Raw genomic sequence first — 19,331 nt, 5'->3', positions numbered from 1 at the left:
TCATGGGAGAAGTACTGTCTCAACAAGAAATTGATGCCTTACTATCTGCTTTAAGCAGTGGGGATGTCGAAGCGGACTCCTTTCTCGCGCAAGAGGAAGAGAAGAAAGTTCGACAATACGACTTCAAGCGAGCCGTTCGATTTTCAAAAGACCAAATTCGCAGCTTAACTCGGATTCACGAACATTTCACGCGTATGCTCACGACATTTTTTTTTTCTCAACTTCGCACATATGTTCAGTTTTCGGTCAACTCGGTCGAACAATTACCGTACGATGAATTCATTCATTCCATTCCGAGCATGACGATGATCAACTTGATTGAGGCGCCACCGTTAAACGGACGATTCATCATCGAAGTCAATCCGAACATCTCATACGCGATGCTAGACCGGTTACTCGGAGGTCCTGGTGTCGAGATGGATAAAATCGAATCGTTCACCGAAATTGAGATGCGGATTTTGACGCAATTGTACAAACGAGCCTTTTCGACTTATGGAGATGCTTGGGAATCGATTGCTGAGATTAAAGCAGAAATGTCAGCTGTTGAAGTGAATCCGCAGTTCCTGCAACTCGTTTCACCAAACGAAACGGTCGTCTTGATTTCGATTGGTGTGACGATTGGTGAAGTGAGCGGAACCATCAACGTTTGTCTTCCATTCGTGACAATCGAACCGGTATTGTCCAAACTATCGAGTCATTATTGGATGCAAGAAGCGAATCGACGGAATGCAAGTCAATCGAGTAAAGAGCCACTTAAAGCTCAATTGATGAACTCGACAGTCGAAGTTGTATCCTTACTCGGTGGGACGACAATCACGTTTGGAGATTTGTTGCATCTAGAAGTCGGAGATTGTTTGGCACTCGATCAATTAGCAAAAGAACCTCTGTCCGTCATGGTGGGGGAAAATAAAGTATTTAAAGGGCAAGTCGGTGTGAGCGGGAAGCGAATGGCGGTTCAAGTGCTTCACCGTGTGAAGGAGGAAGAGCAATGAGTGAGATGCTGTCACAAGATGAAATTGATGCGTTATTACGTGGGACAAGCGACAATACGCCGACGCCAGAAGTCGAAGCAAAAGAAGAACATTTAGATTCGATGGAGAGCGACGCACTCGGAGAAATTGGGAATATTTCATTCGGGAACTCGGCAACAGCCTTGTCAACATTATTACAACAGAAAGTGGAAATTACGACACCGGTTGTCAGTGAAGTGAGAATTGAAGCGTTACGCGAACGCTATCCCACTCCTCACGTGGCACTTCGAGTTGGCTATACAGAAGGAATCCAAGGGGAAAATGTTCTCGTATTGACTCGCGAAGATGCGGCAATCATCTCTGACCTCATGTTAGGTGGAAGTGGAGAGAATGTTGATCCGGAGAGCCTTGATGAGATTCGTTTATCAGCTGTTCAAGAAGCGATGAATCAAATGATGGGTGCGGCAGCAACGTCTTTATCGACGGTATTTTCGAAGAAAATTGACATCTCGCCACCTCTTGTCGAAGTGTTTGATGCAACAAAGAATCAGACAATCATCGATCGCCTTGAACTATGGGAGACGATGGTACTCATTGAGTTCAATCTCAAAGTAGGCACGTTGATTGATTCAACGATTGTCCAGATTGCACCAATTCAGTTTGGAAAGCAGTTAGTCGACGAGTTGATGAAAGCGACTGGAGAGGTCCAAGCGGCATCAGAACCGGTAAAAGAGCAGCCGAGAGCGGAAGCACCGAAACCACAGCCACAAGCACAACAAACAGCACAGTCCGTTGCCCCACAACCAAACAAGCAAAAATCTATGCCGGAAGTAGCTGTGAGCCAGGCGGAATTCATGCCACTCCAATCACCGGCGTCACAAGAAACGGCCCCAGCGAATCTTGGGTTGCTGTATGATGTCCCGTTAAACGTGACAGTAGAGTTAAAAAAAAAGAAAAAATCCGTTCGGGAAGTACTTGAGTTATCACAAGGCTCCATCATTGAACTCGACAAATTAGCAGGTGAGCCGGTAGACATTTATGTCAACCAACAGCGAATCGCTAGAGGAGAAGTCGTCGTCATTGAAGAAAACTTTGGGGTACGTGTAACAGAAATTATTCAACCGCATGAGCGGATCGGAATCGTTTAAGGAGGAATTTAGAATGAGTGCAAAAGTATTAGTAGTAGATGACGCAGCGTTCATGCGTATGATGATTAAGGACATTTTGACAAAGAACGGGTACGACGTAGTAGGTGAGGCGGAAAACGGAGCGGACGCTGTCGCGAAATATCGTGAACTCACACCGGATCTCGTCACACTTGACATCACGATGCCTGAGATGGATGGACTCGCAGCATTGAAAGAAATTCGTAGCTTCGACTCGAATGCGAAAATCATCATGTGTTCAGCGATGGGACAACAAGCGATGGTCATCGATGCCATTCAAGCTGGTGCAAAAGACTTTATCGTCAAGCCTTTCAATGCAGAGCGTGTCATCGAAGCAGTTTCTAAAACGGTCGCACAATGAAGAAATGGTGGTTGATTATTCTTCTCGTGGTTGGGCTCTTCGGTCCAACCACGGTTGAGGCCGCCACCGTAGACCAACAATTCGAGCAACAACAGACAGATGAACAGGAAAGTAACGTTCCAACGACAGCGTCAACCATTGGCAATGGCGTGAAAGTCGTGTTAAGTCTCGTGGTCGTGGTCGGCGGATTTATCGTTTTGATGCGTTGGCTCGGTTCCAAAACACAAGGCGTGAAAGCGACTCAACATATGAAACATCTCGGAGGCGTCCCTCTTGGGAAAGACCGCTCTGTTCAGCTCGTGAAGCTCGGTGACCAGGTATATGTACTCGGTGTCGGCGATTCGATTCAACTGATCGATCGACTTGATGCGGACACGATGGAGGAAGAGCAAACGGAAACCTTGTCACTCCGAACGTCTAATTCGAATGCATTTTTAGACACCTTTAAGAAACAACTCGCTCAGCTAGAAGAAGTGAGGAAGAAATCATGACAACGTTTGAGCAATTGATCAATTTAGAAACACCGGACAGTACATCGACATCCATCAAGCTATTGATTTTGTTAACATTGCTGACGCTCGCACCATCCTTTTTAATCTTGATGACTTGCTTTACCCGTGTCGTGGTCGTCTTGTCATTCATTCGACCGGCGCTCGGTACACAGCAAACGCCACCGAACCAATTGATTGTCGGATTGGCACTGTTCATCACACTGTTCGTCATGTCTCCAGTTCTCTCTGACTTAAATGAGAACGCATTAAAACCATACCTCGATGACAAGATCTCACAAAATGAGGCGTTCGATGAGGCAAGTGGGACGATGAAAGAGTTCATGTCGAAATATACAAGACAAGAAGATTTACAACTGTTCTTAAAGTATGGGAATTACGAGCAGCCGGAGACACTAGATGATGTACCTCTCCTCGCTTTGGTTCCTGCTTATGCGATCAGTGAGTTGAAGACCGCTTTCCAAATCGGCTTCATGATTTTCTTACCGTTTTTAATCATTGATATGGTAGTCGCGAGTGTCCTCATGTCGATGGGGATGATGATGCTTCCTCCAGTCATGATTGCACTGCCGTTTAAATTATTATTGTTTGTATTGGTCGATGGCTGGCACTTGATTGTGGAATCATTGCTTAGAAGTATGTAGGGGGAACGGACATGACACAAGAAATGGTCATCTATTTGGCGACAGAGAGTGTGTGGACCTTATTAAAAATATCAATGCCACTTCTACTCATCTCACTGATCGTCGGTCTCGTGATCTCGATTTTACAGGCCACGACTCAAATTCAAGAACAAACGTTATCGTTCGTTCCGAAAATTATCTCGGTCTTCATCGGTCTCGTCATTTTTGGACCGTGGATGCTTCAACAGATTGAAGGGTTCACGCGTTTGATTTTTGAGTTGATGGTCGAGGTTGCTTCGAAATGAATGCAGTCGACTTCATCAGTATGTATGGATTAACGTTCGCGCGACTGTCTGGCTTTTTTGTCAGTGTCCCGTTGTTCTCGACGAGACAATTACCGGTCATGCACCGCGTCGCGTTCAGTGCGTTTTTAGCATACTATGCAATGTTCACATTGACCGAGCCAATTCAAATGACCAATGCGTTTGTCCTGCAAGTCGTCTATGAAGTCATGATCGGACTTTTACTCGGACTGTTGATCAACATCCTATTTTTTGCACCGCAAATTGCCGGTGGGGTCATCGATTTACAGCTCGGATTAGCGATGGCATCCGCATATGATCCGATGTTTGGCGGTCAATCACCATTGATTGGACGATTTTATTATATTTTTACGCTATTCATTTTGTTGACGAGCAACCTGCATCTTCTGCTGATTGACGGCATTTATTATAGCTTTCAAATCTATCCGCCTGGCCAACCGATGATCAATTTTACTGAAGCTTCATTGATGATGGCTGTAAAAGTCGTCACGATGACAATGATGGTCGCGTTGCAATTAGCGTTGCCGATGATGGCTTCCTTACTGCTTGTGGACTTAGCTCTCGGTTTTTTAGCGAAGTCAGCACCGCAATTCAATATCTTTGCCATCGGATTTTCATTTAAACTTATCGCTGGTTTTGCCGTCATGGTTTTATTGATGGGACTGACATTGACAGGAATCAGCCAGTTCATCCCGCTATTACAAGAAGTGATGCACGACTTTATGCTCATATTAGGAGACGCCTCATGAAGAAGCCTCTATATCCTTTATCGGTCAATCTACAGTTTTTTGCAGGTGAAAAGACAGAAAAAGCGACGCCACGTAAACGGGAAGACTCCCGAAAGAAGGGGCAGGTCGCCAAGTCAGCCGATTTGACTGGAGCGTTCGCACTTTTTGCGATGTTTCTCATGTTATCTTTTTTCGGTCCCGTGATTGGGCAGCAATTGCTTTCTTTAATCAGCGATTTACTCAGCCCAGAGTATTTATTGTTTAACGTGACGGGCGGCATGTCGGATATGATCGTCGACTTAATGCTCCGTGTCGGTTTGATTTTGGCTCCGTTCTTTATCGTCGCCGTCGTGTTTGGGATTCTCATCAATTACCTACAAATCGGAACGTTATTTTCTTTAGAAGCCATTCAACCAAAGCTTGAGCGGATCGACCCGATCAAGGGGGTCAAACGCATCGTCAGTATGAAAGCGGTCGTCGAATTTTTAAAGTCCTTATTCAAATTGTTAATCATCCTGACAACCGCTGTCGCTGTCCTTTGGAAAAATCAGAAAGAACTGTCTCGGATGGCCGTCGAACAAGTTCGTGAATCGATTGTCGCACTCGCGAGTATCACAATCGAACTTGGTCTTTGGGTAAGTGTCGCCTTGCTCGCACTTGCACTACTCGATTTATTCTACCAACGATTTGATTTCGAGAAATCGATCCGAATGTCTAAGCAAGATATAAAAAATGAGTACAAAAATACGGAAGGTGACCCACTCATCAAATCTAAAATCAAACAGCAACAACGGGAAATGGCGATGCGACGGATGATGCAAGAGATACCGAATGCCGATGTCGTCATCACGAACCCGACCCATTACGCGGTCGTCATTCGATATGATGACACGAAAGATTTTGCGCCGCTCGTGGTCGCCAAAGGGGTCGACCGGGTCGCCTTTCATATTCGAGATGTCGCAAAAGAACATGACGTGGCCATTGTTGAAAATAAACCACTCGCGCGAGCGCTCTATGCGCAAATCGACATCGGTGAGGTGGTAGACGAATCGTTTTATCAAGCCATTGCGGAAGTACTGGCATTCGTCTATCAAATGAAGCAACCGTCTTGAGGAGGAGTATGTGTTGGCAGTAAAAGCGAAAGACTTTGCAATTTTGATTGGTGTGTTGATGATTGTCATCATGCTGATCATCCCGCTACCGGGGTTTTTATTAGACTTTTTAATCATCGTAAATATTTTGATCGCCATCATGATTCTACTTGTGGCGATGAATGCCCGGGAAGCACTTGACTTCTCCGTATTCCCTTCTCTCTTATTGATTGTGACGTTGTTTCGTCTTGGTTTGAACGTATCGACGACCCGTTCGATTCTATCTAAAGGTTATGGTGGGGAAGTCATCGAGACGTTCGGTGATTTCGTCATCGGTGGAAATGTCCTTGTCGGATTTGTCGTCTTTCTGATTCTTGTCATCATTCAATTCGTCGTCATCACGAAAGGAGCAGAGCGTGTATCGGAAGTATCTGCTCGCTTCACACTCGATGCGATGCCGGGGAAACAGATGGCCATCGATGCCGATTTGAACTCTGGTTTAATTGACGACAAAGAAGCCCAGATGCGTCGCCGTAAAATTCAAAGCGAGGCGGACTTCTATGGATCAATGGACGGGGCATCGAAGTTCGTTAAAGGAGATGCCATCGCTGGTATTATCATCGTTACGATCAACTTGATCTTCGGGATTATCATCGGTGTCGTTCAAATGGGATTACCAGTTGGAGAAGCGTTCCAAACGTTCTCACTCATGACAATCGGGGATGGCTTGGTCAGTCAAATCCCAGCACTTTTGATTTCGACCGCGACCGGGATCATCGTGACCCGTGCCGTCTCGGATGGAAACTTAGGGGAAGACGTAATCGACCAGCTCGGTCAAAACCCATCACTCCTTTATATCGCCGGGTCGATTGTCTTCATGCTTGGTTTTGTATCACCGCCCCTACTTCCTGTGACGATGATCATTGCCGGAACGGCATTCTTCGGCGCCTACACGATGCGTCGAAATATCCGTCAGGCAATGGAAGAGCCGATGCTCGAAGAGGAACCATCGACAGCGCCGACAGAATCAGTCGTCTCGCTGTTGCAGATTGACTCGATTGAATTTGAATTCGGATATGGCTTGATTCCGCTTGCTGATGAGTCTCAAGGCGGTGACTTGTTAGACCGCGTTGTCATGATTCGTCGTCAACTCGCACTCGAGCTTGGCTTCATCTTACCGACGGTCCGGATTCGCGATCACTTGCAGTTATCACCGAACGCATACCGAATCAAAGTCAAAGGGAACGTCGTTGCAGAGGGAGAGCTATTGCTGGATCATTACTTGGCGATGAGCCCGGGCATCGAAGACCCTGAGGTATATGGAATTGAAACAACGGAACCAGCATTCGGTCTTCCTGCCCTTTGGATTGATGAAGAAACACGAACTCGGGCAGAAATGAGCGGGTATACCGTCGTTGATCCGCCTTCTGTTGTCGCGACTCACTTGACCGAGACGTTGAAGAAACATGCGGCAGATTTACTCGGTCGGGAAGAGACGAAACAACTCGTCGAGCACCTGAAAGAGACGCATCCGGTTCTCGTAGAGGACGTGACGCCGTCAGTCCTTTCGATTGGCGAAATTCAGAAAGTGTTGCGCCACTTACTCCAAGAAAGTGTTTCCATTCGAAACTTGCCGCTTCTGTTCGAGACGATGGCAGACTACGGAAAAGTGACGAAAGATGCGGAAATCTTAGGAGAGTATTGCCGTCAAGGCTTGTCCCGTCAATTGACCGATCAAGTCAAACCACCTGAAGGTCCCCTTTACGTCGTGACACTCGGCGGACAGACGGAACAGACGGTGCAAGATGCGGTTCAGAAAACGGAGTTCGGGAACTATTTGGCGCTCGACCCAGAGCAAGCTCGAGAGATTATCGAGCGCACTGGCGAACAACTGTCAATGTTTGAACGATATGGGGCATCGGCTGTGATTTTATGTTCCCCAACGATTCGTCTGTTCGTTCGTCAATTACTCGAACGGTATTATCCAGATGTGCCGGTATTGGCTTATAACGAATTACTCAGTTCCGTCGAAGTGAAAAGTATTGGGGTGATTTAACATGCAGATTAAAAAGTTTACGGCGAAGACCATGGCTGATGCGATGGCGAAAGTGAAACAAGAGCTCGGAGACGAAGCGGTCATCCTCAACTCACGACAAGTGAAGACAGGATGGTTCGGTCTCTTTGCGTCAAAGCAAGTGGAGGTCATCGCAGCCCTCGAAAAAGAGCAAGTCGTCACAAAGCCACGACAGCCTGTCCCTGTTCGGACAGCACCAACACCACCTGTCGTGACGCAGACGCCACCACGTGTGATCGGAGGAGCGGGACCGAGACTACACGCCTCGTTGCAACACGTCGAATCGCTGCTCTCGACTGAATCCTTTGCGGATGAGTCGTGGGAGGAAACGCTGAACGAACTATACTACACGACAAAATCTGTAGAAGAAGCTGAACGTTTCGTTTACGAACAAGTCAAATCGTCGTTCATTGAACCGCCTGAAGCTAAACGATATGTTATGGTCGTTGGACCGACGGGGGTCGGCAAGACGACCACACTCGCCAAACTTGCGGCGCACTTTAAACTGACGGAAGGCAAAACGGTCGGATTGATCACGACCGACACGTACCGAATCGCTGCCATCGAACAGTTGAAGACGTATGCTGAAATCATGAGTATTCCGGTGGAAGTGGCATATGACTTTCATGACTTCAAGCGTGCCAAGCAATTGTTTGCTCGTAAAGACATCGTGCTAATCGACACGGCGGGACGAAATTTCCGCGATCCGGCTTACGTCGAACAGTTTCATGAACATCACGACTTCACTGAAACAAGCCTTTCGCTCGTTTTGAGTTTGACATCCAAAACGAAGGACATGGATATGATCTATTCGCAATTCGAGTCATTGCCTCTTAGCTCACTCATTTTTACGAAGGCGGACGAGACAAGTGATATCCACGCGATGTACCGCATGGTGAAAAAGAGCGGTCTTCCGGTCGCCTGGATGACAGACGGCCAAGAAGTGCCGGACGATCTGATTCGGGGGCATGCGGACGCACTGACGAAACGACTGTTTGAGAAAGAAGGGTGGGCAAGATGGACCAAGCAAGGCGTCTAAGAGCTATCAATGCTGCCCATCCGACGACAATCGCCTTTGCTAGTGGGAAAGGTGGGGTCGGAAAGACGAACGTCTGTGTAAACACGGCCATCGCCCTAGCTGAACTCGGAAAACGAGTGTTGATTGTCGACTTTGACATCGGAATGGCCAATGTGCACATCTTGATGAATGCCATGAAGTCCAGAACGATGATCGAGACCGTCAAAGCTCGTATTCCATTGGCTGCAGCTGTTCAGAAAAATGTATATGGTGTCGATATATTACATGGAGGGAGTGGGCAGGATCAACTCGTCCATCTCTCAGATGATGACATGCAATTTCTCATGCGAGAACTCGAAGTATTGACCGAATATGATTATGTCCTGTTCGATATGGGGGCTGGAGCGACGGACACTTCACTCCAATTCATCGCGGGTTGCGATGAGATGTTCTTGATTTTGACTCCAGAACCTACCTCGCTAATGGACGGTTATGCATATACGAAACTGGTGCACCATCAGTACCCGGACTTACCGCTTGGCGTCATCGTTAACCGAGCCCAGTCCGGTGAGGAAGCCCTTCAATGTTTCGAACGGATGGAAGTCGCATGTAAACAGTTTTTAAATAAAACGATTCGATTCCTTGGCTTTCTACCAGACGACTCATCTGTCAGAAAGGCAGTCATCGCCCAAGTCCCGTTTTATCAATACAACCGAAAGAGTGATATTAGCTGGCGCCTCGAACGAATTTTGACAACGCTTACGGGTACGCCTCCGAAACCACGTCACTTGATGGACCGTTTGATGGGGAACTTACGAAAACAGTGGAACCGAGTATAACGACAGGGAGGCAAATGAGATGGACGTGAATGAATACTTAGGGTTGTTTTTAGATGAATCCCAAGAACATATCCAATCGATCAACACACAGTTACTTAAATTAGAACAATCGGGTGGGGCGGATGTTGTACAGGAGATCTTCCGGTCGGCACACACGCTAAAAGGGATGTCTTCGACGATGGGGTACGAACGCGTTGCCAACTTGACACATGAGATGGAGAGCGCGCTCGACCTCGAACGTGGCGGGAAAAAGGAAAGTAACCAACTCTTGTTGGATACGATGTTCATCGCCATGGAACAGATGGAAGACATGATTGCGGACATCGAAAGCGGAGGACAAGGCGCAAACGTGGATGTATCAGAAACGGTCGCCGCATTCCAATCCTTCATCGGTGGGAAAGAAGTCGCAGTCGAAAAAACTTCAGAGACGAGCACGTTTGAGATTGATTTATATACGAACTCGGTCATCGAGCAAGCCAAACAGACAGGCTTTGAGGCGTATCAAATCACAGTCAAACTGTCTGACGCGGTCGTCTTGAAAGCGGCCCGTGCGTATATGGTATTCGATCGCCTTCAAGAACTAGGTGAGGTCGTCAGCACACATCCGGAGACAGAAGAAATCGAACAAGAGCAATTTGACTTGTCGTTCGACGTCTTATTCTTGTCACAAGAGACGGCAGAAGTGATTGAACATGCCATCGCTCAAGTATCGGAAGTGGAGCGCGTCGAAGTCAATGCGTTTACAGAAACAGCGGTCAGTGAGCCAGAAGTCGCTGTGACAGCGGAGACGATTGCACCTGAACCTGTCGTTCAAGCTACCTCGGACAAGGAAGAAGCGAAAGATACGAAAGAGCAAGTAGCCGCTAAAACACAAGCAAAAACGATTCGCGTCAACTTAGAACGAATTGATCGTCTGATGAACTTGTTTGAAGAGTTCATTATCGACCGTGGACGCCTTGAGCGCCTGGCGGACGAAGTCGGTCAACCAGAATTGAATGAAACGGTCGAAAAAATCAAGCGGGGAACGAACGAGTTACAATCACTCGTCTTGACCCTCCGGATGATGCCAATCGAACAAGTGTTCAATCGCTTCCCACGAATGGTGCGTTCGGTCGCAAAAGAGATTCATAAAAAAGTCCAGTTGGACATTTCAGGTGCTGAAACAGAACTCGATCGCACGGTCATCGATGAAATTGGCGATCCGCTCGTCCACTTGATCCGTAACGCCATCGATCACGGCATCGAACGTCCGGAAGTACGTCTTCAAGCCGGAAAACCGGAGCAGGGCATGCTTGCACTCCGTGCGTATCACGGCGGAAACCGAGTCTTCATTGAAATCGAGGACGATGGTGCCGGCATCAACGTCGACAAGGTTCGTTCGAAAGCGTTGGAGCGCGGCGTGATCACAGATGAAGAAGCGACGACGATGTCTGAGAACGAATTGGCGATGCTGATCTTTGCTCCGGGCTTCTCGACGGCAGACGTGGTCACTGACTTGTCAGGACGCGGTGTCGGACTGGATGTCGTCAAAAATAAAATCGAGTCACTCGGTGGGGTCGTTTCTCTAGAGACGGTTGGGGGACAAGGCACGAAGTTCCAGGTCAGCTTACCGCTCACCCTCTCTATCATCTCGGCGATGCTCGTTCAAGTGGGAGAGGAATCGTATGCGATTCCATTGACATCGATCCTTGAGACGACATTACTTGATGAAGCGGACATTTTGACAGCACACCGTGAGCGAGTCTTCGACTTCCGTGGTCAACTGGTCCCACTCGTCTACATGAAAGAAATGTTTGGCATCGAATCAGAGACGAAGTCGCAATTCCCGGTCGTCGTCGTTCGAAAAGGCAACAAACTCGTCGGCGTCGTCGTCAACGATTTGATCGGTCAACAAGAAATTGTCATGAAACCGCTCGGTACGTATCTTGAAGGGATTCCAGCTATCTCTGGTGCGACCATTCTTGGTGACGGTCGCGTCGCCCTTATCGTAGATAGTAACGATCTCTTTTAAGGAGGAATATTGATGGAACAGAAATGGGTAGTCTTTTCACTTGAAGAAAATACGTATGGGATCGACGTACAGTCGGTCCGTTCAATCGAGCGACTTCAGCCGATCACACGAGTGCCGAACGCACCGTCACATGTGAAAGGGGTCATCAACCTTCGTGGTGTCGTCACGCCGGTCATCGACCTTCGCTTGCGACTCGGCTACGAAGAAATCGAACCAACGGATGAGACACGCATCCTGATCGCCTCGTTGAATCAAGGAGATGCCGGATTTATCGTCGACCGTGCGAATGAGGTCGTGGAAAGCGACGAAGTACGAATCGAACCGATTCCGGAATCGAGCCGCGATATGCTCTCGGCACATCTGACAGCCATCGCAAAAGGAGAAGATAAACTCTTCTCTTTACTCGATGCGAATGCGTTGTTTGAGGAACAGTATGCTGAGTGAGTTTGAACAAGACCTGTTAAAGGAACTGGGAAATATAGGGTCTGGACATGCAGCGACTGCCTTGTCGGCAATGCTTTCGAAACCGGTGAACATTACCGTGTCTTCTGCCGAAATGGAACCGATCACCTATTTACCAGAGCGAGTCGGCGGTCCGGAACGACATGTTGCCTCGGTCTTGTTGGAATTAGATGGTGATATTCGTGGAATGATCCTCATTTTGTTCGCCGTGGAAGATGCCGAGCAAATGGTTTCGACCTTGATTGGGATGCCATATTCATTTGATTCTTTTGATGAGCTCGGCCAATCGGCTTGGGAAGAGGTCGGGAATATTATGAGCGGTGCTTATGCGCGAGCGCTAGGTGACTGGTTACAGACACCGATTATGATTCAAGTGCCGGCAACGGCCATCGATATGGCAGGTTCGATTGTTGAATTTGTCGTCACGTCTGTACAACCTGAGGAAGACGCGGCGCTCTATATCGACACGACATTTATGATTGATCAAAAAGTAAGTGCAGGACATGTGTTGTTCCTACCAACACATGGGTCGCTCAAACGGATTCAAGAACGGTTGCTTGGCAATGGCTGATGTATTAAAAATCGGCATTGCCGAATGGAAGCAGACGACCGCACCAAATCGGTTACGTACAGCCGGACTCGGGTCATGTGTGGGTGTCATTTTATATGACACCCGCCTCCAATTGGCAGCGATGGCACATGTCATGTTGCCGGACTCGACGATTGCTCGTAAGAACCAGACGATTGAAGTAGGAAAATACGCAGATACAGCCATTGATACACTCGTGCATTCATTGAAACGAGAAGGGGCCACACGGCTTCAAGCAAAGATGGCAGGCGGCGCTCAGATGTTTCAGTTTAAATATGAGAACGAGGCGATGCGAATCGGTGAGCGAAACGCCGAGGCCATCCGCCAAGCATTAAAAGTCCATCGTATTCCGCTCGTGGCAGAAGATTGTGGCGGACATAACGGGCGGACAATCGAGTTTGATGTCGCAACATCTGTCTTATCGATTCGGACGGTGAGCGTGGGTACGAAAGAACTATAAGGGGGGATCGACATGACGACTCATCTTACACAGTTGTGGGATCGCTGGAATATGGACCGTGATATGGATACAGCAAACGAATTACTAGCACATTACGAGTTTCTCATCCACTACCACGTACAACGGATGATCGTGACGCTTCCAAAGAGCGTCGAACGCGACGAATTGAAAAGTTTGGGTTACATGGGATTGTACGATGCCCTTATGAAATATGATCCAGAGCACAATAATAAATTTGATACGTATGCTGCGTTTCGGATTCGTGGAGCCATTATCGACGGTTTACGAAAAGTGGATTGGTTACCTCGGTCGGTTCGAGAAAAAGAAAAAAAAATCGATCAGGTGGCGGAACAGCTTGAACAGTCGTTACATCGTGCTCCAACGAAGAGCGAGTTAGCTTCGGCATGCGACTTACCGATTGCAGAAATCGAACGAACGATGGCGGAAGGGTACTTTGCCAATATGTTGTCGATTGATGAGGCCGTGACGTTGCAAGAAGAAGGAAAAGTCATGTCTGTCACGTATTTCGACCCGGATTCTGAAAAGCCAGAAGATACGTTGTTGCAACGCGAATTGATTGATGTGCTGGCAGCAGAAGTCGACCATTTATCCGAAAAAGAACGACTCGTCGTCTCTTTGTTTTACTTTGACGAACTGACGTTGACGGAGATTGGGGAAGTGCTCGAACTGTCAACATCACGGATTTCGCAAATTCATTCCAAAGCGTTGAAGACATTAAAACACGCGCTCGGTCGGTCCTATTTAGAAGAAAAGACATCGTAAGGAGATGAACAAGTGTATATTGTATATGTGATCACAGCTTGTTTGGTTGCTTACGGTTTTTTATTCGGCTACCGACAAGTCCAAGCGCTTCAGGAACGAGTCGAACGGCTCGAACGAGAGAAGCAAGAGACCGAAACGTTGCTTCTTTCATTCATGGAGTCGATGAACGACCTCGTTGTTCAAGAACCCGTTGAACGTTCGAACGTGGTTCAACAGGAAGAAGCTTCATCGCTCCCTGTCAATGAGTCCGTCCAAACGGTCGTAGAGGCGACAGAAGAGACGACCCCGTCCGCGTCAATCGACGTGGACGATGTCTTGTTGCGACATTCCGTGCGGGACGCTGCCCGTATCCTCGGAAAAGGCGAGGGCGAGCTTGCGCTTTATGCGAAACTTCGTAAAAAGTGAGAGTTGCCGGATTTCGTGACATATGCTATAGTAATTCTCGGTGTTAAACACATCACACACGTCTCGGGATGATATTCCTCGGTGCCGAAAGGTCGGAATACAACAATGAACGAGGCGGAGGACTTTTTTAAACCACAAGGAGGAAATTTATCATGGCAGTAATTTCAATGAAGCAATTGCTTGAAGCTGGTGTACACTTCGGTCACCAAACACGCCGTTGGAACCCAAAAATGGCGAAATACATCTTCACAGAGCGTAACGGGATCTACATCATCGACCTTCAAAAGACGGTCAAAAAAGTAGACGAAGCTTACAACTTTGTTCGTGAACTCGCGGCAGAAGGCGGAAACGTCCTCTTCGTTGGTACGAAAAAACAAGCTCAAGATACAATCAAAGAGGAAGCAATCCGTTCTGGAATGTTCTTCATTAACGAGCGTTGGTTGGGTGGAACACTCACTAACTTCAAAACAATCAAAAAGCGTATCAACCGCTTGAAGCAACTCGAAAAAATGGAAGAAGACGGCACGTTCGAAGTACTTCCTAAGAAAGAAGTCATCATCTTGAAGAAAGAAATGACTCGTCTTGAGAAGTTCCTCGGCGGAATCAAGGATATGCCTGGTGTGCCTGACGCCCTCTTCATCGTTGACCCACGTAAAGAGCGTATCGCAATTGCGGAAGCTCACAAATTGAACATCCCAATCGTTGCGATTGTCGACACAAACTGTGACCCAGACGAAATCGACTACGTAATCCCAGCGAACGACGATGCAATTCGTGCAGTTAAATTGCTCACTTCTAAGATGGCAGATGCAATCATCGAAGCGAAGCAAGGTGAAGAAGAAGTTGCTGAAGAAGCTGTAGCGACAGAAGCTGAAGCTACAGAAGCTGAGTAATCAGTGAGACAATAGGTGATAAAGGGAAAGCCTTTTATCACCTTTTTTTAGGACATGTAATCAAAAAGCCCTGTGCTTTTTCTTAAAATTCGTTAGTTTTACAAGGAGGAATTTCCGATGGCAGTTACAGCAGCAATGGTAAAAGAACTTCGTGAAAAAACAGGAGCAGGAATGCTTGATTGCAAAAAAGCACTCGTTGAAACAGACGGTGACATGCAAGCAGCAATCGACATCCTTCGCGAAAAAGGAATCGCTAAAGCAGCAGCAAAAGGTGATCGTATCGCCGCTGAAGGTTTGACAGCAGTAGCAGTTGAAGGCAACAAAGCTGTGCTCGTCGAAATCAACTCAGAAACAGACTTCGTTGCGAAGAACGAGAAGTTCCAAACACTCGTAAACAACGTAGCAAAAGCAGTACTCGCATCAGGCGCAACAACTGCAGAAGCTGCACTCGCGGCTGAGTACGAAGCAGGTAAAACACTTGAAACGTACATTCAAGAAGAAGCTTCGACAATCGGAGAGAAAATCTCACTCCGTCGTGTAGCTGTTCTTGAAAAAGCTGACGATGCAGTATTCGGTACGTACCTCCACATGGGTGGTCGCATCGGGTCAGTCGTTGTAATCGACGGCACATCTGACGAAACAGTTGCTAAAGACGTTGCAATGCACGTTGCTGCAGCACGTCCACTTTACGCGACACGCGATGAAGTATCAGCTGAAGAAATCGACCGCGAGAAGAAAGTCTTGACTGAGCAAGCACTTAACGAAGGCAAGCCTGCTAACATCGTTGAGAAGATGATTGCTGGTCGTATGAACAAGTACTTCGAGGAAATCTGCCTCGTTGACCAAACGTTCGTAAAAGACAGCGACTTCAAAGTTGGTAAGTACGTAGAAACAAAAGGCGGAAAAATCAACTCGTTCGTACGCTTCGAAGTAGGAGAAGGTATGGAGAAACGTGAAGAGAACTTTGCTGAAGAAGTTATAAAACAACTTAAAAAATAATCTGTGTCACAATCAGTGATGCAACTAAAAATGGGAACACGTCTGTATAACCTTGAGTTAGTTCGTTAAGGGAGCGTGTTCCCTTTTTTCAAGCAAGAGGAGGCAAAGTTATGGAACCGAAATATAAACGAATTGTGTTAAAATTGAGTGGAGAAGCGCTCGCTGGAGATCAAGGTTACGGGATCGACCCTAACATTGTAAACTCAATCTCAAGTCAAATTAAAGAATTGATCGAGATGGGTGTAGAAGTCGCCGTTGTTGTAGGTGCCGGAAACATTTGGCGTGGAAAGACGGGTAGTGAACTCGGGATGGATCGGGCAAACGCAGATTACATGGGTATGCTCGCAACTGTATTGAACTCACTTGCTCTTCAAGATAGCCTTGAAACGTACGGTGTCCAAACGCGCGTCCAAACATCAATTGAAATGCGACAAGTTGCTGAACCATACATTCGTCGTCGCGCAATGCGTCATCTTGAAAAAGGACGCGTCGTTATCTTTGCGGCCGGCACAGGAAACCCATATTTCTCAACGGACACGACAGCTGCCCTCCGTGCGGCTGAAATCGAAGCTGATGTCATCTTAATGGGTAAAAACAATGTGGACGGCGTCTATTCAGCTGATCCGAAATTGGACGCGACGGCAGTGAAGTACGATACGTTGTCTTATCTTGACGTCTTAAAGGATGGACTTCAAGTCATGGACTCGACAGCAACGTCACTTTGTATGGACAACCACATTCCATTGATTGTATTCTCATTGCTTGAAGAAGGTAACATTAAACGTGTCGTTCTCGGGGAACATATCGGGACGGTAGTAGGAGGAGTCAATTCATGAGTGTCAAAGAAGTATTGAAAAAAGCTGAAGAAAAAATGGAAAAAGCGCATTCTTCACTTAAACGTGATTTTGGAACGCTTCGCACTGGCCGTGCCAGCGCATCGATTTTGGATCCTGTCCAAGTTGATTACTATGGTGTCCCAACACCACTCAATCAAGTGGCAAACATCAATACACCAGAAGCGCGCCTACTTTTGATTCAACCATGGGATAAGTCAATGGTTTCTGAAGTAGAGAAAGCGATTCAAAAGGCAGACCTCGGCTTGTCTCCATCATCTGACGGTACGGTCATTCGTTTGGCGATTCCTGCATTGACGGAAGAACGTCGTAAAGAATTAGTTAAAGTCACGAAAAAATACGCAGAAGAAGCGAAAGTCGCTGTCCGTAATGTTCGTCGTGACGCAAATGAAAACTTGAAGAAACTCGAGAAAGATGGCGAGTTAACAGAAGACGATCTCCGCGGATATGCAGATGACGTTCAAACGTTGACGGATTCGTATATCAAGAAGATTGATGAATCTGCAAAAATTAAAGAAAAAGAAATCATGGAAGTGTAATCACGGAAGTGGTATACCAAAAAGCTGTGTGGGGACCCTTTTTCTGAGAGGGTCCTTCTTTCATACAATCAGGAGGATAACAGAATGTTTAAATGGGTGAATCCTAAAACGAAAATCGAGGCGGAGTTAAGTGTTCCTGAGAACGTAGCCATCATTATGGATGGAAATGGACGCTGGGCCAAAAAACGTGGTCTCCCTCGCATCATGGGTCACCGGGAAGGGATGAAGTCCATCCGGGAAGCGGTACGAACAGCACAAGAACTCGGGATTCGGTCTCTGACGCTTTATGCGTTCTCTACAGAGAATTGGACTCGTCCGGAAGAGGAAGTCTCATTCTTGATGAAACTGCCGAAACAGTTTTTGGAGACCGATTTGAAAGAACTCCACGAACAGAATGTACGAGTGCTCGTTGCGGGAGATACGTCGAAACTCCCACGAGAGACACGAGAAGCCGTTAACGAGGCGAGAGAACGGACCGTTGCGAACACAGGGTTGAATCTTGTCTTCGCACTCAACTATGGGGGACGGGATGAGCTCGTTCAAGCGATGCGCAGCATTGCAGGAGACGTTCAGTCCGGTTTGGTTCAGCCAGACGATATCGATGACCGTATGATTGGTGAACGACTCATGACACACGTTCAAGACGTGGATCTCGTTATTCGGACGAGCGGGGAACAACGACTCTCTAACTTTTTATTATGGCAAAGCGCATATGCTGAACTTCATTTCACAGAAGTATTGTGGCCGGAATTTAAGCGTGAGCATTTTGTAGAAGCGATTGAATCATACAACGCGCGCACGCGACGTTTTGGTGGGGTGTAACATGAAGACACGTATTATTACAGGACTATGGGCAGGAGCCATCTTCATCACGGTAATTGCGCTTGGAGGAAATGCATTTGTTTCATTGATGGGGATTTTAGCACTCATCGGATTGAGTGAATTCACGTTGATGCGACAGCATAAGCTGTTGGCGTTTCCGTTCTTGGTCACAGCGCTCCTCGTGGCGTTCCCATTCCTCTTATTATTGATTGAGAATCAGGTTGTCACGGATGAACTTCCGTTCTCGATTGAACAATGGCTCGTCTTAGGGCTCGTGTTGTTGCTGTTTTGGAAAATGGTCACGAAAAATCGATTCACGTATGATGACGCTAGTTTTTACTTCGTCTCAGCGGTCTATTTGGTCGTCGGTTTCTCTAGTTTTGCGTTAGTCCGGCTCTCTGAGGACGGTCTATCGAAAGTGTTGCTAATCTTGTTTATGATTTGGGCGACGGACTCGGGAGCATATTTTACCGGAAAGGCATTCGGGAAAGCCAAATTATGGCCATCGATTAGTCCGAACAAGACGATTGAAGGGGCGATTGGGGGCATTGTGTCTGCGATTGTACTCGGTATCATCTTCGTCTGGATTAATCCGATCTTGCCGATAATTGAGGTCGTCATTTTAGCGATTGTCGTGGCGGTAGTCGGACAGCTCGGAGATTTGGTGCAGTCTGCTTATAAGCGCCAGTATGGAGTCAAAGATTCGGGTCACCTGTTACCAGGACATGGTGGCATTTTAGACCGGTTTGATAGTATGATTGCGGTCTTTACCGTCATTTGGGTGTTTAATCTGCTTTAAAAAGGAGTGTCG

At 47.2% G+C, this 19,331-nt stretch carries 23 protein-coding genes; all 23 read left to right on the top strand.

Annotated features, from left to right (window positions below):
- Positions 1–2 precede the first annotated feature (2 nt).
- Entirely contained in the window at positions 3–992 is a 990-nt protein-coding gene (gene fliM / locus BBB58_RS11015) for a flagellar motor switch protein FliM (RefSeq protein ID WP_074037240.1), read from the top strand.
- The gene (fliY, locus tag BBB58_RS11010) at positions 989–2,119 is read left to right on the top strand and encodes a flagellar motor switch phosphatase FliY (protein ID WP_074037239.1); all 1,131 of its coding nucleotides are present in this window, start codon (positions 989–991) and stop codon (positions 2,117–2,119) included. The genes fliM and fliY overlap by 4 nt, the downstream gene beginning before the upstream one ends.
- A gap of 13 nt (positions 2,120–2,132) precedes the next feature.
- Positions 2,133–2,498, top strand: a complete 366-nt coding sequence (locus BBB58_RS11005) for a response regulator (protein ID WP_015881400.1) — start codon at positions 2,133–2,135, stop codon at positions 2,496–2,498.
- A complete protein-coding gene (locus tag BBB58_RS11000; RefSeq protein ID WP_074037238.1) occupies positions 2,495–2,989 on the top strand; it encodes a flagellar biosynthetic protein FliO in 495 nt (164 codons plus the stop codon). Before BBB58_RS11005 ends, BBB58_RS11000 begins: the two co-directional genes overlap by 4 nt.
- The gene (gene fliP, locus BBB58_RS10995) at positions 2,986–3,651 is read left to right on the top strand and encodes a flagellar type III secretion system pore protein FliP (RefSeq protein WP_074037237.1); all 666 of its coding nucleotides are present in this window, start codon (positions 2,986–2,988) and stop codon (positions 3,649–3,651) included. The genes BBB58_RS11000 and fliP overlap by 4 nt, the downstream gene beginning before the upstream one ends.
- An 11-nt stretch (positions 3,652–3,662) precedes the next feature.
- Positions 3,663–3,935 (top strand): flagellar biosynthesis protein FliQ, encoded by a 273-nt coding sequence (gene fliQ / locus BBB58_RS10990; protein ID WP_015881403.1) that lies wholly within the window; start codon positions 3,663–3,665, stop codon positions 3,933–3,935.
- A complete protein-coding gene (gene fliR, locus BBB58_RS10985) occupies positions 3,932–4,702 on the top strand; it encodes a flagellar biosynthetic protein FliR (RefSeq protein WP_074037236.1) in 771 nt (256 codons plus the stop codon). Before fliQ ends, fliR begins: the two co-directional genes overlap by 4 nt.
- The gene (gene flhB, locus BBB58_RS10980) at positions 4,699–5,793 is read left to right on the top strand and encodes a flagellar biosynthesis protein FlhB (RefSeq protein ID WP_074037235.1); all 1,095 of its coding nucleotides are present in this window, start codon (positions 4,699–4,701) and stop codon (positions 5,791–5,793) included. The genes fliR and flhB overlap by 4 nt, the downstream gene beginning before the upstream one ends.
- 13 nt (positions 5,794–5,806) lie before the next feature.
- Positions 5,807–7,828 carry a flagellar biosynthesis protein FlhA gene (gene flhA, locus BBB58_RS10975; protein WP_074037234.1) on the top strand — a complete coding sequence of 674 codons (2,022 nt, stop codon included), beginning with the start codon at positions 5,807–5,809 and terminating at the stop codon, positions 7,826–7,828.
- Position 7,829: 1 nt separating this feature from the next.
- Positions 7,830–8,885, top strand: a complete 1,056-nt coding sequence (locus BBB58_RS10970; protein WP_074037233.1) for a flagellar biosynthesis protein FlhF — start codon at positions 7,830–7,832, stop codon at positions 8,883–8,885.
- Entirely contained in the window at positions 8,864–9,703 is an 840-nt protein-coding gene (locus tag BBB58_RS10965; protein ID WP_074037232.1) for a MinD/ParA family protein, read from the top strand. Before BBB58_RS10970 ends, BBB58_RS10965 begins: the two co-directional genes overlap by 22 nt.
- Positions 9,704–9,722: 19 nt before the next feature.
- Positions 9,723–11,714 (top strand): chemotaxis protein CheA, encoded by a 1,992-nt coding sequence (locus BBB58_RS10960; RefSeq protein ID WP_074037231.1) that lies wholly within the window; start codon positions 9,723–9,725, stop codon positions 11,712–11,714.
- Between the two features lie 12 nt (positions 11,715–11,726).
- Entirely contained in the window at positions 11,727–12,158 is a 432-nt protein-coding gene (locus BBB58_RS10955) for a chemotaxis protein CheW (RefSeq protein ID WP_015881410.1), read from the top strand.
- On the top strand, positions 12,148–12,747 hold the full coding sequence (locus tag BBB58_RS10950; RefSeq protein ID WP_015881411.1) for a chemotaxis protein CheC: 600 nt from the start codon (positions 12,148–12,150) through the stop codon (positions 12,745–12,747). Before BBB58_RS10955 ends, BBB58_RS10950 begins: the two co-directional genes overlap by 11 nt.
- Positions 12,740–13,225 carry a chemotaxis protein CheD gene (locus BBB58_RS10945; protein WP_031421691.1) on the top strand — a complete coding sequence of 162 codons (486 nt, stop codon included), beginning with the start codon at positions 12,740–12,742 and terminating at the stop codon, positions 13,223–13,225. Before BBB58_RS10950 ends, BBB58_RS10945 begins: the two co-directional genes overlap by 8 nt.
- Before the next feature lie 12 nt (positions 13,226–13,237).
- Positions 13,238–14,008 carry a FliA/WhiG family RNA polymerase sigma factor gene (locus BBB58_RS10940; protein WP_074037230.1) on the top strand — a complete coding sequence of 257 codons (771 nt, stop codon included), beginning with the start codon at positions 13,238–13,240 and terminating at the stop codon, positions 14,006–14,008.
- Between the two features lie 12 nt (positions 14,009–14,020).
- Complete coding sequence (locus BBB58_RS10935; protein ID WP_074037229.1) at positions 14,021–14,413, top strand: hypothetical protein; 393 nt, start codon at positions 14,021–14,023, stop codon at positions 14,411–14,413.
- A gap of 152 nt (positions 14,414–14,565) precedes the next feature.
- On the top strand, positions 14,566–15,306 hold the full coding sequence (gene rpsB, locus BBB58_RS10930) for a 30S ribosomal protein S2 (RefSeq protein ID WP_074037228.1): 741 nt from the start codon (positions 14,566–14,568) through the stop codon (positions 15,304–15,306).
- Positions 15,307–15,423: 117 nt separating this feature from the next.
- On the top strand, positions 15,424–16,305 hold the full coding sequence (tsf, locus tag BBB58_RS10925) for a translation elongation factor Ts (RefSeq protein WP_074037227.1): 882 nt from the start codon (positions 15,424–15,426) through the stop codon (positions 16,303–16,305).
- A 110-nt stretch (positions 16,306–16,415) separates the two neighbouring features.
- Positions 16,416–17,141 carry a UMP kinase gene (gene pyrH, locus BBB58_RS10920; protein WP_015881417.1) on the top strand — a complete coding sequence of 242 codons (726 nt, stop codon included), beginning with the start codon at positions 16,416–16,418 and terminating at the stop codon, positions 17,139–17,141.
- Complete coding sequence (frr, locus tag BBB58_RS10915) at positions 17,138–17,698, top strand: ribosome recycling factor (RefSeq protein ID WP_074037226.1); 561 nt, start codon at positions 17,138–17,140, stop codon at positions 17,696–17,698. Before pyrH ends, frr begins: the two co-directional genes overlap by 4 nt.
- Before the next feature lie 84 nt (positions 17,699–17,782).
- Positions 17,783–18,520 (top strand): undecaprenyl pyrophosphate synthase, encoded by a 738-nt coding sequence (gene uppS, locus BBB58_RS10910; RefSeq protein WP_074037225.1) that lies wholly within the window; start codon positions 17,783–17,785, stop codon positions 18,518–18,520.
- Between the two features lies 1 nt (position 18,521).
- On the top strand, positions 18,522–19,319 hold the full coding sequence (locus tag BBB58_RS10905) for a phosphatidate cytidylyltransferase (RefSeq protein ID WP_074037224.1): 798 nt from the start codon (positions 18,522–18,524) through the stop codon (positions 19,317–19,319).
- Positions 19,320–19,331 lie beyond the last annotated feature (12 nt).

Source organism: Exiguobacterium profundum (genome assembly GCF_001909285.1).
Classification (GTDB): Bacteria; Bacillota; Bacilli; order Exiguobacteriales; family Exiguobacteriaceae; genus Exiguobacterium; species Exiguobacterium profundum.
This window is presented reverse-complemented; position numbering and strand designations above follow the sequence as displayed.

What these genes read in the sequence shown, in the direction of transcription:
- fliM (WP_074037240.1), top strand. Translation starts at nt 3, where the DNA reads ATGGGAGAAGTACTGTCTCAACAAGAAATTGATGCCTTACTATCTGCT.
- fliY (WP_074037239.1), top strand. Translation starts at nt 989, where the DNA reads ATGAGTGAGATGCTGTCACAAGATGAAATTGATGCGTTATTACGTGGG.
- BBB58_RS11005 (WP_015881400.1), top strand. Translation starts at nt 2,133, where the DNA reads ATGAGTGCAAAAGTATTAGTAGTAGATGACGCAGCGTTCATGCGTATG.
- BBB58_RS11000 (WP_074037238.1), top strand. Translation starts at nt 2,495, where the DNA reads ATGAAGAAATGGTGGTTGATTATTCTTCTCGTGGTTGGGCTCTTCGGT.
- fliP (WP_074037237.1), top strand. Translation starts at nt 2,986, where the DNA reads ATGACAACGTTTGAGCAATTGATCAATTTAGAAACACCGGACAGTACA.
- fliQ (WP_015881403.1), top strand. Translation starts at nt 3,663, where the DNA reads ATGACACAAGAAATGGTCATCTATTTGGCGACAGAGAGTGTGTGGACC.
- fliR (WP_074037236.1), top strand. Translation starts at nt 3,932, where the DNA reads ATGAATGCAGTCGACTTCATCAGTATGTATGGATTAACGTTCGCGCGA.
- flhB (WP_074037235.1), top strand. Translation starts at nt 4,699, where the DNA reads ATGAAGAAGCCTCTATATCCTTTATCGGTCAATCTACAGTTTTTTGCA.
- BBB58_RS10970 (WP_074037233.1), top strand. Translation starts at nt 7,830, where the DNA reads ATGCAGATTAAAAAGTTTACGGCGAAGACCATGGCTGATGCGATGGCG.
- BBB58_RS10965 (WP_074037232.1), top strand. Translation starts at nt 8,864, where the DNA reads ATGGACCAAGCAAGGCGTCTAAGAGCTATCAATGCTGCCCATCCGACG.
- BBB58_RS10960 (WP_074037231.1), top strand. Translation starts at nt 9,723, where the DNA reads ATGGACGTGAATGAATACTTAGGGTTGTTTTTAGATGAATCCCAAGAA.
- BBB58_RS10955 (WP_015881410.1), top strand. Translation starts at nt 11,727, where the DNA reads ATGGAACAGAAATGGGTAGTCTTTTCACTTGAAGAAAATACGTATGGG.
- BBB58_RS10950 (WP_015881411.1), top strand. Translation starts at nt 12,148, where the DNA reads ATGCTGAGTGAGTTTGAACAAGACCTGTTAAAGGAACTGGGAAATATA.
- BBB58_RS10945 (WP_031421691.1), top strand. Translation starts at nt 12,740, where the DNA reads ATGGCTGATGTATTAAAAATCGGCATTGCCGAATGGAAGCAGACGACC.
- BBB58_RS10940 (WP_074037230.1), top strand. Translation starts at nt 13,238, where the DNA reads ATGACGACTCATCTTACACAGTTGTGGGATCGCTGGAATATGGACCGT.
- rpsB (WP_074037228.1), top strand. Translation starts at nt 14,566, where the DNA reads ATGGCAGTAATTTCAATGAAGCAATTGCTTGAAGCTGGTGTACACTTC.
- tsf (WP_074037227.1), top strand. Translation starts at nt 15,424, where the DNA reads ATGGCAGTTACAGCAGCAATGGTAAAAGAACTTCGTGAAAAAACAGGA.
- pyrH (WP_015881417.1), top strand. Translation starts at nt 16,416, where the DNA reads ATGGAACCGAAATATAAACGAATTGTGTTAAAATTGAGTGGAGAAGCG.
- frr (WP_074037226.1), top strand. Translation starts at nt 17,138, where the DNA reads ATGAGTGTCAAAGAAGTATTGAAAAAAGCTGAAGAAAAAATGGAAAAA.
- uppS (WP_074037225.1), top strand. Translation starts at nt 17,783, where the DNA reads ATGTTTAAATGGGTGAATCCTAAAACGAAAATCGAGGCGGAGTTAAGT.
- BBB58_RS10905 (WP_074037224.1), top strand. Translation starts at nt 18,522, where the DNA reads ATGAAGACACGTATTATTACAGGACTATGGGCAGGAGCCATCTTCATC.